This is a genomic window from Cellulosimicrobium sp. NPDC055967 (assembly GCF_042269845.1).
Lineage (GTDB): Bacteria > Actinomycetota > Actinomycetes > Actinomycetales > Cellulomonadaceae > Cellulosimicrobium.
The window spans coordinates 237,038-252,204 of record NZ_JBHJYJ010000002.1; the positions used below are offsets into that span (position 1 = coordinate 237,038).

General features: G+C 71.3%; 13 protein-coding genes. 1 reads left to right on the top strand and 12 read right to left on the bottom strand.

Features of this window, described 5'->3' with window-relative positions; genetic code table 11:
* Window positions 1-100: 100 nt before the first annotated feature.
* From ACFC2L_RS03860 to ACFC2L_RS03880, 5 genes are all read right to left on the bottom strand, one after another.
* Complete coding sequence (locus ACFC2L_RS03860) at window positions 101-550, bottom strand: hypothetical protein (RefSeq protein WP_375822980.1); 450 nt, start codon at window positions 548-550, stop codon at window positions 101-103.
* 10 nt (window positions 551-560) lie between these two features.
* Window positions 561-1,583, bottom strand: a complete 1,023-nt coding sequence (locus ACFC2L_RS03865; RefSeq protein ID WP_375822981.1) for a PIG-L family deacetylase — start codon at window positions 1,581-1,583, stop codon at window positions 561-563.
* 28 nt (window positions 1,584-1,611) lie between these two features.
* The gene (gene typA / locus ACFC2L_RS03870) at window positions 1,612-3,522 is read right to left on the bottom strand and encodes a translational GTPase TypA (protein ID WP_375822982.1); all 1,911 of its coding nucleotides are present in this window, start codon (window positions 3,520-3,522) and stop codon (window positions 1,612-1,614) included.
* A 116-nt stretch (window positions 3,523-3,638) separates the two neighbouring features.
* Entirely contained in the window at window positions 3,639-5,585 is a 1,947-nt protein-coding gene (locus ACFC2L_RS03875; RefSeq protein WP_375822983.1) for a BCCT family transporter, read from the bottom strand.
* A 115-nt stretch (window positions 5,586-5,700) separates the two neighbouring features.
* Window positions 5,701-7,533, bottom strand: a complete 1,833-nt coding sequence (locus ACFC2L_RS03880; protein WP_375822984.1) for an ABC transporter ATP-binding protein — start codon at window positions 7,531-7,533, stop codon at window positions 5,701-5,703.
* Between the two features lie 65 nt (window positions 7,534-7,598).
* Here ACFC2L_RS03880 and ACFC2L_RS03885 point away from each other — a divergent pair, with 65 nt between their 5' ends.
* The gene (locus tag ACFC2L_RS03885) at window positions 7,599-8,177 is read left to right on the top strand and encodes a PH domain-containing protein (RefSeq protein ID WP_375822985.1); all 579 of its coding nucleotides are present in this window, start codon (window positions 7,599-7,601) and stop codon (window positions 8,175-8,177) included.
* Between the two features lie 65 nt (window positions 8,178-8,242).
* Here ACFC2L_RS03885 and ACFC2L_RS03890 read toward each other — a convergent pair whose 3' ends face one another.
* From ACFC2L_RS03890 to ACFC2L_RS03920, 7 genes are all read right to left on the bottom strand, one after another.
* Entirely contained in the window at window positions 8,243-9,280 is a 1,038-nt protein-coding gene (locus ACFC2L_RS03890; protein ID WP_375822986.1) for an ABC transporter permease, read from the bottom strand.
* On the bottom strand, window positions 9,277-10,806 hold the full coding sequence (locus ACFC2L_RS03895) for an ABC transporter permease (protein ID WP_375822987.1): 1,530 nt from the start codon (window positions 10,804-10,806) through the stop codon (window positions 9,277-9,279). Before ACFC2L_RS03895 ends, ACFC2L_RS03890 begins: the two co-directional genes overlap by 4 nt.
* A 246-nt stretch (window positions 10,807-11,052) precedes the next feature.
* Entirely contained in the window at window positions 11,053-12,906 is a 1,854-nt protein-coding gene (locus tag ACFC2L_RS03900) for an ABC transporter family substrate-binding protein (RefSeq protein ID WP_375822988.1), read from the bottom strand.
* A 432-nt stretch (window positions 12,907-13,338) separates the two neighbouring features.
* Entirely contained in the window at window positions 13,339-13,668 is a 330-nt protein-coding gene (locus ACFC2L_RS03905; protein ID WP_375822989.1) for a winged helix-turn-helix domain-containing protein, read from the bottom strand.
* Window positions 13,665-14,102 carry a hypothetical protein gene (locus ACFC2L_RS03910; RefSeq protein WP_375822990.1) on the bottom strand — a complete coding sequence of 146 codons (438 nt, stop codon included), beginning with the start codon at window positions 14,100-14,102 and terminating at the stop codon, window positions 13,665-13,667. Before ACFC2L_RS03910 ends, ACFC2L_RS03905 begins: the two co-directional genes overlap by 4 nt.
* 114 nt (window positions 14,103-14,216) lie before the next feature.
* Window positions 14,217-14,639: a DUF1801 domain-containing protein gene (locus ACFC2L_RS03915; RefSeq protein WP_375822991.1), complete on the bottom strand. Its 423-nt coding sequence runs from the start codon at window positions 14,637-14,639 to the stop codon at window positions 14,217-14,219.
* A 48-nt stretch (window positions 14,640-14,687) separates the two neighbouring features.
* Complete coding sequence (locus ACFC2L_RS03920; protein WP_375822992.1) at window positions 14,688-15,167, bottom strand: carboxymuconolactone decarboxylase family protein; 480 nt, start codon at window positions 15,165-15,167, stop codon at window positions 14,688-14,690.

The following is a 15,167-nucleotide window of genomic DNA, read 5'->3' on the forward strand; positions in this document are numbered from 1 at the left end:
GTCTCGGTCGGTCGGCTGACCCATCCACTGTCTCCGTGACGAAAGGCGCGCGGTCGAGCGCGCGACGACGAGGGGTGTGCGGGGACCCGCACGGCGAATTCTAGCGGGACGCGAGGGGATCCTCGGGTCCGTCGTGCCTGGTGGGACGCCCGTGGAGCGCCGGGCGGACGGGGCGGTCGCTGAACCACGAGCGCGGCAGGAAGGCGACCGCCGCGACCACGAGGAGACCCCCGTAGATCCACACGTACCCGACGGGCTCGCTCGGCACGAGGACGTCGCCGCCAGGCCCTTCGAGCGAGAGGAGCTGGACCACGACGACCCATCCGATGCCGTAGCCCAGCAGGCCGGCCATGCCGCCCCACGCGCGCGCGAGGGTGCCCGCCGCGAAGACCGTCAGCAGCGCGAGCACGATGCCCAGCCCGACGCCTCCGGGGAGGTCCACGCCGAGCAGGTGCGCCCGGTGCGCGACGGTGCCGACGAGCCCGACGAGCACGCCGACGAGCGCGCACGCCACCCCGCGGCCGATGTGCCGCCCCATACCGGTCTCCACGGGCCCCAGGTTAACGCGTGGGCCCGCGCCGGACCGGGTCGCCCGGGAGAGCGCCGCCGGAGGGAGCGTAGAACTCGTGTGAAGGGACGGGCGCCAGCACGTCGTTGCTGAGGGCGTACCAGCCCAGGAGGCCCGTGGGCTCCTCCCCCGCGGTGGACCCCGCGGTCGCGGCGGCGGTCACGTGCTGCACCTGCGTCGCGTGCGCGCGCATCGCCGCGAGGAGCTCGTCGAGGACGGGCGCCACGGGGACGCCCACGAGCGGGGGCAGCGAGGCGTCGGGGCGCGCGACGGGCGGCAGGTCCTCGTCCGGGTCGGGCAGGGTGAGGCCCTGGTCCGCGGCGAGGAGCGCGCGGACCGCGGGGTGGGCGGCGAGCGCCCGCCGCGCCGCGCGCACCGTGCTCTCGGGGGCGACGGCGAGCCAGAGCGCCGGTGCGGGCTCCCCGTCGGCATCGAGCAGCTCGAGCGCCCGGACCGTCACGTCGTGCGCGCGCACGTGGTCGGGATGCCCGTAGCCGCCGCCGGGCTCGTACGTCGCGACGACCGCGGGGCGGCGGTCGCGCACGACGGCGGCCAGCCGGGCGGCCGCCTCGTCGACCGGGACGCCGACGAACGCGCGGGGCGGGAGCCGATCCGTGGCGACCGAGCTCGCGACCCCCGGCGCGACCCACGCCATGCCGGAGTCCTCGTACCGGGGGTGCGCCCCGTCGTCGGGCACCGCGCCCGACGCGGGCAGCGCGACCGTGTCGAGGAAGACGTGGTCCACCACGCCGAGGGCGGCGAGCGCGCGGGCGAGCTCGCGCTCGCGGTGCGCGGCGAGGGCGGGGCCGTCGCCCTCGAGGTGCCCGACGCCGGTCGGGTGCGCCGGGGTGTCGATCACCTCGCCCCGCTCGCCGCGCGTGCACGTCACCACGGTGACGCGCTGCCCGGCCCGGGCCCACGTCGCGAGGAGCGCACCCGTGGCGAGCGTCTCGTCGTCGGGGTGGGCGTGCACGGCCAGCAGGCCGCCGTCGGGCACGACGGCGGCCTGCTGCACCGGCGGAACGGTCACCCGCGCGACGACGTCAGGCGCGCTTGGCGCGGGACGTGGCGCGGGCGCGCTCGGTCTGGTCGAGGATCACCTTGCGGATGCGCACGACCTCGGGCGTGACCTCGACGCACTCGTCCTCGCGCGCGAACTCGAGCGACTCCTCGAGCGTGAGGTGGCGCGGCGGGACGAGGTTCTCGAAGTTGTCGGCCGTCGACGACCGCATGTTCGTGAGCTTCTTCTCCTTGGTGATGTTCACGTCCATGTCCTCGTTGCGCGAGTTCTCGCCGACGATCATGCCCTCGTAGACCTCCTGCGTGGGGTCGACGAAGAACGAGCCGCGCTCCTGGAGGTTGATCATGGCGAACGGCGTCACCTTGCCGGCGCGGTCGGCCACGAGCGAGCCCGTCGTGCGGGTCTCGATGTGCCCGGCCCACGGCTCGTAGCCCTCGGAGATCGAGGCCGCGATGCCCGTACCCCGCGTCTCCGTGAGGAAGCGCGTGCGGAAACCGATGAGCCCGCGCGCCGGGACCATGAACTCCATGCGGATCCAGCCGGTGCCGTGGTTGGACATGGTCTCCATGCGGCCCTTGCGCTGCGCGAGGAGCTGGGTGACGTTGCCGAGGTACTCCTCGGGGACGTCGATCGTCATGCGCTCCATCGGCTCGTGCGTCTTGCCGTCGATCGTGCGCGTGACGACCTGCGGCTTGCCGACCGTGAGCTCGAAGCCCTCGCGGCGCATCTGCTCGACCAGGATCGCCAGCGCGAGCTCGCCGCGGCCCTGGACCTCCCACGCGTCGGGGCGCTCGGTCGGCAGGACGCGCAGCGACACGTTGCCGACGAGCTCGGAGTCGAGGCGGTCCTTGACCTGGCGCGCCGTGACCTTGTGGCCCTTGCCGCCCTTGCCCGCCAGCGGCGAGGTGTTGATCCCGATGGTCATGGAGATCGCCGGGTCGTCGACCGTGATGAGCGGCAGCGGGCGCGGGTCCTCGGGGTCGGTCAGCGTCTCGCCGATCGTGATGTCCGCGATGCCCGCGACGGCGACGATGTCGCCCGGGGCGGCCGACTCCGTGGGGACGCGCTCGAGCGCCTTCGTCTCGAGGAGCTCGGTGATCTTCACGTTCTGGAGCGTGCCGTCGTGGCGGGCCCACGCGACGACCTGGCCCTTGCGCAGCGTCCCGTTGAAGACGCGCAGGAGCGCGAGCCGACCGAGGAACGGCGACGCGTCGAGGTTGGTGACGTGCGCCTGCAGCGGTGCGCCCTCCTCGTACGTCGGGGCGGGGATCTTCTCGAGGATCGTCGAGAACAGGGGCTCGAGGTCCTCGTTCGCCGGGAGCTGCCCGTCCAGCGGCTGGTCGAGCGACGCGCGCGCCGCCTTGGCCGACGCGTAGACCACCGGGACGTCGAGGATCGCGTCGAGGTCGAGGTCGGGGACCTCGTCGGCGAGGTCGGACGCGAGCCCGAGGAGCAGGTCGGTCGCCTCGGCGACGACCTCGGTGATGCGCGAGTCCGGACGGTCGACCTTGTTGACCACGATGATCACGGGGAGCTTCGCGGCGAGCGCCTTGCGCAGCACGAACCGGGTCTGCGGGAGCGGGCCCTCGCTCGCGTCGACGAGCAGGACGACGCCGTCGACCATCGACAGGCCGCGCTCGACCTCGCCGCCGAAGTCGGCGTGGCCCGGGGTGTCGATGACGTTGATCGTGATGCCGTCGGGCTCGCCCACCGCGGCGGCGGCCGGGCCGGCGTAGCGGACCGCGGTGTTCTTCGCGAGGATGGTGATGCCCTTCTCGCGCTCGAGGTCACCGGAGTCCATGACGCGCTCGTCCACGTGCTGGTGCGCGGAGAAGGCGCCGGACTGGCGCAGCATCGCGTCGACGAGCGTGGTCTTGCCGTGGTCGACGTGGGCGACGATCGCCACGTTGCGCAGGTCGGAGCGCACAGACATCTACGGTTCTCATTTCGTGGGGTTCGAGGGGCGACGACGGCCGGCCACCTCTGCGCGCACGGCGCGGGAGCAGCCCGCCGCGGCACCACGGAGCACGGGCCGTCACCCGGGCGCGGCTATCCTACCGGGTCGTCACCTCGGCCACCATGACGTGGGTCACTCCCCGCTCCCGGGCCGGTGCGCGGCCGGGACGGGCCGCCGCGCCGCGGGAAGCGCGCCAGGGCCCGCCACCGCTCGGGCCGGTCGGGGTAGAGCTCCACCCACTGCTCCGAGATCGACTCCGTGACACGGGTCGTCACCTGCTCGGTCAGCTCCGCCCGTGCCGCCCGGCGTTCCGCCCGCAGGATCGCCGCGTGCTCGACACGCAGCGCCCGCACCGTCGACACGGCCATCCCGATCATCACGACGGAGAACGGCAGCGCGATGAGGATCGCAGCCGTCTGCAGCGCCTCGAGCCCGCCGGCGAGCAGGAGCGCGATGGCCAGCAGCCCCGACGTGCACGCCCAGAAGATGCGGCTCCACGTCGGCGGGTTCGGGTTGCCGCCGCTCGCGAGCATGTCGACGACCAGGGAACCGGAGTCCGACGAGGTCACGAAGAAGACGACGATGAGCACGATCCCCGCCACCGTCAGGAGCCCGCCGAGGGGCAGCCCGTCGAAAAGCTGGAACAGGGCCGTGTCGGTGTCGACCTCGCCGTCGACGAGCATGCTGCCCGGGTCGGACACCTCCCGGAAGAGTGCCGACCCTCCGAAGACGGAGAACCACAGGGTCGTCACCAGGGTCGGGACCAGCAGCGTGCCGAGCACGAACTCGCGCACGGTGCGCCCGCGCGAGATGCGGGCGATGAAGACCCCGACGAACGGCGCCCACGAGATCCACCAGCCCCAGTAGAAGATCGTCCAGGACGACTGCCAGTTCAGGCCCGCCTCGCCCTGGAACGCTGTGGTGTCGAACGTGAGCCGCACGATGTTCTGCAGGTAGTAGCCCAACGACTGCACCCACTCCCGGAGCAGGAAGAGCGTGGGCCCGAGCGCGAGCACGAGGACCAGGACGACGCCGGCGAGCACCATGTTGCCGTTCGACAGCCACTTGATGCCCTTGCCCAGGCCGGAGACGACGGAGATCGTCGCGAGCGCCGTGATCGCGACGATGAGACCGATCTCCAGGGCCGTGCTCGGCTCGACCACGTCGAGGTAGCCCAGACCGGCTGCGATCTGCAAGACGCCGAACCCGAGCGAGGTCGCGACGCCGAAGACCGTGCCGATGATCGCGACGACGTCGATCACGTCACCGAGCCGCCCCTTGACCCGGTCACCGAACAACGGCTCGAGCGCCCAGCGGATCGACACCGGGCGGCCCTTGCGGTGGATCGCGTAGGCGAGGGCGAGCCCCGCGACGACGTAGATCGCCCAGGCGTGGATGCCCCAGTGCAGATAGCTCTGGCCCATCGCGGCCTGCGCGAGCGCCGCGTCGCTGCCCTCGACCCCGGGCTTCGGGCTCACGTAGTGCGAGAGCGGCTCGGCCACGCCCCAGTACACGAGCCCGATCCCCATGCCGGTCGCGAACAGCATCGCGAACCAGACGGGGAGCCGGAAGAGGGGCTCGTCCTCGTCCTTGCCGAGCACGATGTCGCCGAACCGGCTCAGCCCCATCCAGAGGGAGAACACCACAAACCCGGCGACGACGATCACGTAGTACCAGCCGAAGACCCCGATGACGTCGCGCTGGAGCGTCTCCATGAGCGCGGTCACGGATTCGGTGAAGAGGATCGTGGCGAGCACGAAGAGCAGGATGATCCCCGCGGCGGGGTAGAAGACGCGCGGGTCGGGGCGACCGGTGCGGGGGGCGTCCGGGTCGTGCGACGCCGCGACGGCGACCGCGACCGGCGCGGAGCCCGCGTCCGTCGCGGCATCGCCGACGTCCGTGGCGGGGCTCACGGGGTCCGACGGCAGGCCGCCGCCGCTCACGGCCCGGGGCGACGGCGCGCCGCCCACGTCGCGCGCCTGGTCCTGGTCATGGTGCCGTCCCGGGTCGCCCGGGATCCCGCCCTCCGTCGTGCTCATGGACCCAGGCTTGTCGTGCGGGCGTGCCCCGGCAACCGGAACGCCTCGGGGGCGACCGCGTGCGCGGTCGCCCCCGAGGCGTCGGCAGGACCGGTGGACGTGCCGGTCGGTCCGGTCAGAACCCGGCGCCCGCCGTGGGCGGCGCGCTGCGCTCGTGGTCGACGTCGTCCCGGTGCTCCGCGAGCGCACGCTCCTCGCCCGCGAGGGACGAGGCCTCGTCGTTCGCGATGTCGCGGGCCGCCGCCTCCAGGAGCGCGTCCCGCGCGGCCCGGCGCTCGCGCTGCGCCGCCGGGTCCGGCACCGGCACGGCCGCCAGGAGTCGCCGCGTGTACGGGTGCTGCGGGGCGTGCACGATCTGCGACGTCTCGCCCACCTCGACGAGCTTGCCCTTGTGCATGACGGCGATGCGGTCGGACAGCAGCTCGACGACCGCGAGGTCGTGCGAGATGAACAGGCATGCGAAGCCGTGCTCGCGCTGCAGGTCCGTGAACAGGTCGAGGACCTTCGCCTGCACCGACACGTCGAGCGCCGACGTCGGCTCGTCCGCCACCAGCAGCTTGGGCTCGAGCGAGAGCGCGCGCGCGATGCCGACGCGCTGGCGCTGACCGCCCGAGAGCTCGTGCGGGTAGCGGTTGCGCATCGCGCGCGGGAGCTCGACCTGGTCGAGCAGGCGCTCGACCTCGCGGCTGAGCTCCTTGCCCTTCACGCCCTTGTGCAGCATGAGCGGCTCGCCGATCGACTCGCCGATCGGCAGGCGCGGGTTGAGCGAGGACCCCGGGTCCTGGAAGACGATGCCCACCTCGGTGCGCAGCGGCTTGAGGTCCTTGGGCTTCGCGCCGACCATGTCCCTGCCGACGATCCGGAGCGACCCGCCCGTGACGGGCAGGAGACCCACGGCGGCACGGCCGATCGTCGTCTTGCCCGAGCCCGACTCCCCGACCAGCCCGACGACCTCGCCCTGGTGGATCTGCAGCGAGACCTCGTCGACCGCGCGGAACGCCGCCTGGCGCCGGCGCCCGGGGTACTCGATGACCATGCCCTGCGCGTCGAGGACGAGCGGGCGGTCCTGCGTCGCCGCACCGGACGGCACGCGGTCCGTGACCGTGGTCGCGTCGCGCTTCGAACCGAGGTGCGGGACCGCCTCGAGGAGGCGCACCGTGTAGGGGTGCTGCGGGTTGCCGAAGATCTCCGCCGAGGTCCCGCGCTCGACGACCTGGCCGTCCTTCATGACCATGATCGAGTCGGCCATGTCCGCGACCACGCCCATGTCGTGCGTGATGAGGATGATCGCCGCGTCGACGCGGTAGCGCAGGTCGCGCAGGAGCTTGAGGATCTCCGCCTGGACCGTGACGTCGAGCGCCGTGGTCGGCTCGTCGGCGACGAGCAGCTTGGGGTCGCACGCGAGGGCCTGGGCGATCATCGCGCGCTGGCGCTGGCCGCCGGAGAGCTGGTGCGGGTAGGCGTCGAAGCGACGCTCGGGCTCCGGGATCTCCACGAGCCGCAGGAGCTCGATCGCGCGCTTCTTCGCGTCGGCCGGACCGACGGTGAAGTGCGTCCGGATGGTCTCGACGATCTGGAAGCCCACCGTGTACACGGGGTTCAGCGCCGTCATCGGCTCCTGGAAGATCATGGAGATCTCCTTGCCGCGGACGTGCCGCAGCGAGCCGTGCGTCATGCCGATGAGCTCGCGGTCGCCGAGCTTGGCGGAGCCGCGCGCGCGACCGTTCGGCGGGAGCAGGCCCAGCAGCGCGAGCGACGACTGGGACTTGCCCGAGCCGGACTCGCCGACGATCGCGAGGACCTCACCGGAGTGGAGGTCGTAGCTCACGTCCGTGGCCGCGGGGTACCAGGCCTTGTCGACGTAGAAGTCCACGCCGAGGTTGCGCACGGTCAGCACGGGGCTGCCCTGGCGCGCGGCCGGGGCCGCGGGAGACGTCTCGATGGCCACGCTGATCAGTGTCCTTCCTGCTGGAGCCGGCGCTCGTGGCGCCGCGACTCTGCGAGCATGGGCGCATGGGTCCCACGCTGGTCTTCCGTTCGACGTACGGCCGAGTCCTCACGCTGGCGACGGGCGTCGTCGCCGTCGCGCTGGGCGTGAGCACGGCCCTGACGGGGGACGCCGGCGCGGTCGTGGGGGCTCTGGTGCCCGCCGCGCTCGTGACGTACCTCGTCTGGATGCTGTTCTGGCGTCCTGCCGTCGAGGTGTCCGACGGCGGGGTCGAGGTCCGCAACGTCACCCGCACCGTCCACGTGCCGTGGACCGCGTACGAGGGCGTCGAGACCCGCTACTCGCTCGAGGTGCGCTACGCCGGCGGTCGCGTGACCGCCTGGGCGGCGCCCCGGTCGAGCGGGTCGGCCCGCTGGTTGCGCAGCTCCCGCAGGCACCCCGTGGACCGCGAGCGGGTGGTCACCGGCGCGAACGCCGAGACCGTCGCCGAGGCCGTGACGCAGCGTCACGGCCTGCTCGCGGCCGCCGGCCACCTCGACCGCGCGGTGCCGGGCGCTCCCGGCGCGCGCACGACGTGGCACGTCATGCAGCTCGCCGTGCTGGGCGCGCTCGTCGCGGGGACGGCCGTGGTGCTCACCGCCTGACCGCGGCGCGCCGCGCCGCCCGAGAGGTCCACGACCCCTCGGGCGGGCGGCGACGACGACGGTCATCAGCTCGCCCCGGCCTCACCGGTCGCGCCCGGCGTGGCGGTGGCCGTCGGACGGGCGACGCGCTGCGCACGGGCCATCTTGCGCTCCGACGGGATGCGCTTCTGGCGCGGGTCGAACGCGTCGCGCAGGCCGTCGCCGATGAAGTTGACGCACAGCGCGATCGCGACGATGAACAGGCCCGGCCACCAGAACAGCCACGGACGCGTCGCGAACGCCTCCTGGTAGTCGCTGATGAGCTTGCCGAGCGAGGTCGCCGGGTTCTGGATGCCGACGCCGAGGTAGCTGAGCGCCGTCTCCAGGAGGATCGCCGAGCTCATGAGCAGCGTCACGTTGACGATGATCACGCCGACGGCGTTGGGCAGCATGTGCTTGAAGATGATCCGGCTGCTGCTCGCCCCCGCGACGCGCGCGGCGTCGACGAACTCGCGCTCGCGCAGCGAGAGGAACTCGCCCCGGACCAGTCGCGCGAGCGGCGGCCACAGCACGAGCCCGAGGAACGCGCCCAGGATGAGCGGGTTGCTCCCGCCGGAGAGCAGGGCGAGCACCGCGCCGATGACGATGACCGGCATCGTGATGATGAGGTCGGTGAACCGCATGAGCCAGGAGTCCACGCGACCGCGGAAGAACCCGGAGAGCGCCCCGAAGAGGATGCCCGCCACGGTCGAGATGACACCGACGGAGAGCACCACGAGGAGCGACGTCTGGGTACCCAGCATGACGCGCGCGAACACGTCGCGCCCCGCCTCGTCCTGGCCGAAGATGTGCTCGGCAGACGGGGCGCCGCCGTTGACGAGCGGGTAGGTCGAGCCCTGGCCGGTCGCCTTGTAGGCGTACCAGCCGTTCCAGCCCGCGACGCCGATCGACGTCACCGCGAGCAGCACGATGCCGATGAGGACGACGAGCGCGACGACCGCGCCCTTGTGGTGGAAGAAGCGCCGCCGGACGATCTGGCCCTGCGACAGGCCCTCCACCTCGAGCAGCTCGATCTGGTTCTCGAGCGCGCCGCTCTGCGACGCGTCGTTCGGTGTGTTGCTCATGCGTTCACCCGGATCCGCGGGTCGAGGGCTGCGTAGATGAGGTCAGCCACGATGTTGGCGATGATGGCGAGGGCCGCGACGATGACGAGATAGGCCATGACGGGGTCGATCTCGCCTCGCTGCAGCGAGTTGAGGAAGAGCAGGCCCATGCCGGGCCGGCCAAAGACCTTCTCGGTGATGATCGCGCCGCCCAGCAGCGTGATGACGTCGATCGGGACGATCGTCGCGAGCGGGATGAGCGTGTTGCGGAAACCGTGCCGCATGACGACGGTCCGCTCGGGCAGGCCCTTGGCGCGCGCCGTGCGGATGTAGTCCTGGCTCATCACCTCGAGCATGCTCGCGCGCGAGTAGCGCGTGTACCCGGCGAACTGGATGAGCACGAGCGCGATCGTCGGGAGCAGCAGGTGCGTGTACTGGTCCAGGACCTGCACCCAGAAGTTGCCGCCGAGGTTCGGCGTGCTGTTGCCGATCGTCGGGATGGGCCGGCCGTTGATCGCCGGGGCGGCGAAGTAGGCGGGCCACACGGACATCACCTTGTCGACGAAGATCATCGACCCCACGAGGAAGGCCGTGATCGCCGCAGCACGCGCCGACACGCCCTTGTCCGGACCGCCCCACGCGAACCCGATCCCGATGCCGACGGCGACGGTGACGACGGCGAGGACGAGGACGAGCCACCAGTTGTCGACCTGGCGGAGCACGGACTGGATCGGGAAGTAGACGACGACCCCGACGACGACCGTGGTGAGCGCGGCGTAGAGCGCACGACGGTTCTGCAGGCCCGAGACGAGCGCGGTGATCGCGAACGCGAGGGCGGTGCCGGTGACGACGATGATCACGGGACCGAGGTTCGGCTCGGCCCACCAGCCCGAGAGCTGGAGGTAGAGCAGCGCGAGCGCGCTCGCGGCGAAGCCCATGCCGAACACGGTCGCACGTCGTCGTGCTGTCCCCCCGAACGCGAGCGACCACAGGAGACCTATGACCACGCCGACGACGGCGATCGCGAGGATCGAGAGGTTGGGGTCCCGGAGGAAGTCGTTGAAGCCGATCGCGCCCCACTGCTTGAGCAGGACCGCGACCCAGAAGGCCGGGAGCGAGTACAGGACGAACGAGACGAAGATCGTCAGGTAGTCGAAGGTGCTGTACTGACGGAGCGCACTGACGATGCCGACCATGACGCCGAAGACGACCGCGAGCACCGTTGCTGCGGCGACGAGCTGGATGGTCGAGATCACGGCGCCCTGGAGCAGGGTCGTGACCTGCTGGCCGGAGCGCCATGCGACACCGAAGTCTCCCTGCACGAAGTCGCCGAGCCACTTGAAGTAGCGGATGACGACGTTCGTGTTGAGGTCGAGGTCGAGCGTGCGCTGGGCGATCTGCTGCGCCTTGTTGGGGTTCGTGCTGGCCTCGAGATCCTGGAAGATGTACGGCCGGATCGCGGCGCTGACGAGCAGGAACATCGCGAACGTGGACACGAGGAGGGTCGCCAACCCTGCCAGCACACGCCGCGAGATGAAGGAGAACATCGGAGGTCTTACCTCGCTGGTCGGTAGGGACCCCGGGTCTGGGGCCGGTCGATTCTACGCGTGGGTCTCGCGTGATCGTGAACCGAGGGGCACGGGACGCCGCGGTGAGAAGACGTCGGGGACGGGAGCACGCGAGGACCGGGGGCCTCGACGGGCGGGCCGTCGAGACCCCCGGTCTCTCACGTCCGGACGGGCCCCCCGTCGTCCTCGCGGACGGCGGCGGGCCACGTCAGGCGGTCAGGGCTGTCAGCCCTCGAACGACCAGTTCCAGAAGCCGTGGAAGATGGTCGGGCTGATCGTGATCGGCTCGACACCCTTCAGGCCGTCGTTCCAGCCCTGGATGGCCGGGAACTGGAAGATCGTCACACCGAAGGCGTCCGCCCACAGGTTCTTCTCGACCTCGAGCTGGAGCTGGAACTGCTCCTCGGGGTCGGTCGAGACCTGGAGCTTGTCCAGCGCGGCGTCCACGGCCGGGTTGTTGTACTGGCCGTAGTTGTTGATGCCCGGCGTCGGCGACCAGCGGAAGTTGGCGTCCGACTCGGTGACGGCGGTCGAGGTCGACTGCCAGCCGAAGAGCGAGGCATCGTACTGGTCCTGGCCGGACTGGAGCAGCGTGCCCCACTCGGCGGCCGGGCGCCCCGTGTCGACGATCGTGAACCCGGCCTGGGAGGCGGTGTCCGTGATGAGCGCGAGCTCGTTCACGCGGCGCGTGTTCTCGTTGTTGTACGCGAAGCGCACCTCGACCCCGGGGGCGACGCCCGCCTGGGCGAGGAGCTCCTTCGCCTTCTCGACGTTACCGGCGTCGGGGTACTCGGCCGAGCCGTTCTCCGCGACCATCTGGTCGTAGTTCGGCGAGCCCGGGATGAGGATGTTCGAGTTGCGCACCTCGGCGTCCGGGTTCAGCGGCTTGATGAGGTTGTCGACGATCGTCTGGCGCGGGATCGTCAGCAGGAACGCCTGGCGGACGAGCTTGGCCTTCTCCGCGTCGCCGCCGTAGGTGGCCGGGTCGAACGGACCACCGTTCTGGAAGACGAGGTCGACGTGCTCGTACGTGCCCTCGATGCCCGAGCGGGTCTCGATGCCGTCGAGCGCCTCGAGCGCGGTGCGGACGTCGGCGGAGGCCTGCGGGCCGATGAGGTCGACCTCACCGTTCTGCAGCGCCTGGACCTGGGCCATCGGGTCGTCGATGTACCGGACCGTGACGGTGTCGATCGAGGCCTTGTTCTGGCCCGCGAAGTCGGGGTTCGCCTTGAGCGTGAGGAACTGGTTCTCCTCGTACGCGTCGAGCGTGTAGGGGCCGGTCGAGACCGTCAGCGCCGGGTCGTCCGGCATCTTGACGAACTCGAAGCCCGAGTTCCAGAACGCCGAGATCTTCGACAGCGCGGCGGTGTCGTTGTTGAGGATGGCGTCGCGGACGGCGTCCTTGGCCTCCTGCGCGTCCTCGATGCCGAGGGCCTTCTGGCCGACGACGTGCGCGGGGACGAACTGGTTGGTGAAGTTCAGCTCCCAGTCACCGAACGGCTTCGAGTAGACCGTCGTGATGGTCTTGCCGTCGTCGCTGATCGTCGGGGTGTCCTGGATGAGCGCCACGCCCGGCGAGCTGCCGTCGAAGTAGACACCGGCGTCCACTGCGTCCTGGTTGGTGACGTTGCCCTCTTCGTCGGTCTCCGCCTGCACCGTGTTGAGGTTGGTGCCGGAGCCGGCCCACTCGAGGAGGATGTCGGTCGCGTCGAACGGGGTGCCGTCAGACCACTTCGTGTCGTCCCCGACCGTGTACTCGATCGTCAGCGGGTCGTCGGACACCTTCTTGTACGTGCCGAACGACTCGTCCTGGACGAGGTTCAGGTCGGCGTCGTAGTAGTTGAAGCCCGAGTTGAGCATGTAGTTGATGACCGCGTTCTGCGTCGCGTTGCCGTTCGCGGAGCTCAGGTTGAGCTCGTTGAGGGGTGCCTCCCACGCGACGGTGACGGCGGACTCGGTGTTGATGCCGGAGTCGTCGGTCTCGGTGTTGCCCTCACCCGACGTGCCGCTGCACGCCGAGAACAGCAGTGCCCCGGTGACCGTCACCGCAAGGGCGGCACTCGTGCGCCTGATCTTCAATGTTCCTCCTCCAAGGGATGATGGGCGCGGACGGACGGGCGTCGTTCGCCCCCCGGCCGCCCCGTCTCCCGCGCGTCCGCTTGGTGTCGGTGCGCGTGGACGGGAATGCCCACCACGGTTTGAGGCAACGCTACCCAGCAAGTTGCGACGCTTCTCCCCCTTGCCCGGTTGCTGCGGTCGATCGTTATCGAGTTGATACTGGCTGGTACGGGCGCGTCGCCACCCCGAGACGGCAGGGAAACACGCGCGAAACGTGCCGTCGAGCGAGGCGGTGACGCCCGCCGCGTCTCACGATGCGGCGGGCGTCCACCGGCCCCCGGGTCGGGCCGGGGCGCCTCGCCCTCAGGGTCGCGCACGGCGGGCCGCCATGCCGCCGGGCACCGACGGAGCGCCGACGGCGCGACCCACGGTCCGAGCGCGACACGCACTCCCTCACCGCGGGGAACGAGGAGGCGGGTCCGAGGGGTCGGACGCGTCGACGATCTCGCGCAGCGCGGCGACGTACGCGTCGAACGCCGCCCGCCCCTCCGGCGAGAGGGAGTACCACGTGCGCGGCCGACGGCCGGCATAGCCCTTGGTGACCTGGATGTAGCCGGCCGACTCCAGCGCGGCGAGGTGCTTGGACAGCAGGGAGTCGCTGACCTCCAGCGTGTCCCGGAGCAGCCCGAAGTGGACGGCGTCCGCGGCGCGGAGCGAGGCCATGACCGAGAGCCGGACCGGCGAGTGGATGAGGTCGTCGAGGCGATGACGCGCGTGCGTCACGCTCGGCTCACCCGCCGTGCGAGATCGAGGAAGGGCAGGGCGGGCAGCAGGCCGACGAGCACGACCCATCCGGAGAAGCCCTCGGGGAGGACCAGCCGGATCAGGAGCAGTGCGACGACGAGGAGCAGGGCGCCGAGGAAGAGTGCGCGCTGCGTCGCCGCCGTGGCGGCGGCCGGGACGGTCCGTCCGCACCACGCGAGGAGGGCGAGGGTCGCGCCGACGACGACGAGGCCGGGGACGATCACCCCGGCCAGGCGCTCGGGCCACGACGCCAGCGCGACGGTGAACGCGGTCAGGGTGGTCGCCATGACGAGCGCGCCGACGACGTACCACCGCCGGCGCGAGCGGATCCGACGACCGACCGCGTCCGCCGCGGCGAGAGCCTCCGCCGCTGTCGACGGCCACGTACCGCTGGTGTCCTCCGGTGTCGACACGATGCCTCCAGCTCTGGAACGGGTACCTGCACGAGACGAGCTCATGCTTGCCATGAAATCACGTACTCAACGATCGTTCAAGTACTTCACCGGAGGTGCGGCGGAGGCTCTGGATCACCCCCGACGGTTCTCGGCGACCGCGCGACGCACGAGCTCGCGGAGCGCGTCGTCGTCGATCTCCGCGCCCTCGACGAGGTCGATCGCCCGGACCGTGGCGCCGTCCAGGCGCGCGTTGAAGAGACGAGCCGGGTCGTCCAGCCGGGCCCCCGCGGGGAAGGTCAGCCGCACGGCCCGCTTCAGGAGGTCCGCCATGCAGACGTTCCCCTGGCACACCCACGTGGGGACGCCCTCGGGCTTCGAGGGCTTGCGCCACTTGATCTCCTCCACGATCCCCGGGTCGGCGCCGAGGATCACCCGACGGACCCGCGCGAGCGTCTCCGCACGCCACCCGCCCGCGTGGGCGACGATCGCATCGATCTCCTTCCCTGCGGACGTCTCGTCGGCGTTCTCGGATCTCTGGCCTCGCACAGCTGCCATGTCGTGCCTCTCGCGTGTCGGGGCAGGTCGTCTGATCAGGTCGGGAGCTCAGCTCCAGGAAGCGCCGGCGAGCTGACGCGTCGTGGCGTTGAGCCTGTTGAACAGGTTGGTCGTCGCGACGTAGAGGACCAGGGCCGCCAGCTGGCGCTCGTCGAAGAAGCTCGCCGCCTCGTCCCACACGTCGTCCGGGACGGGGTCCGGGCGGTCGGCCAGCCGGGTCACGCTCTCCGCCAGCGCGAGCGCGGCGCGCTCCTCGTCGGTGAAGTACGGCGTCTCGCGCCACGCGACCACCGCGTGGAGGCGCTCGTCGGTCTCGCCCGCCTGCTTCGCGGACCGCACGCCCGAGTCGACGCAGACGCTGCAGCCGTTGATCTGGCTGACCCGGAGGTGCACCAGCTCGAGCGTCGAGTGCGGCAGGTCCGTCTGGCGGGCTGCCTTCATGAGCGCGAAGATCGCGCCCGAGGCGCCGTCGAGGAGCGCGGCCGGGTTCGACATCCGGGGTCCCGCGAGGGGGGTCGTCGAGGTCAT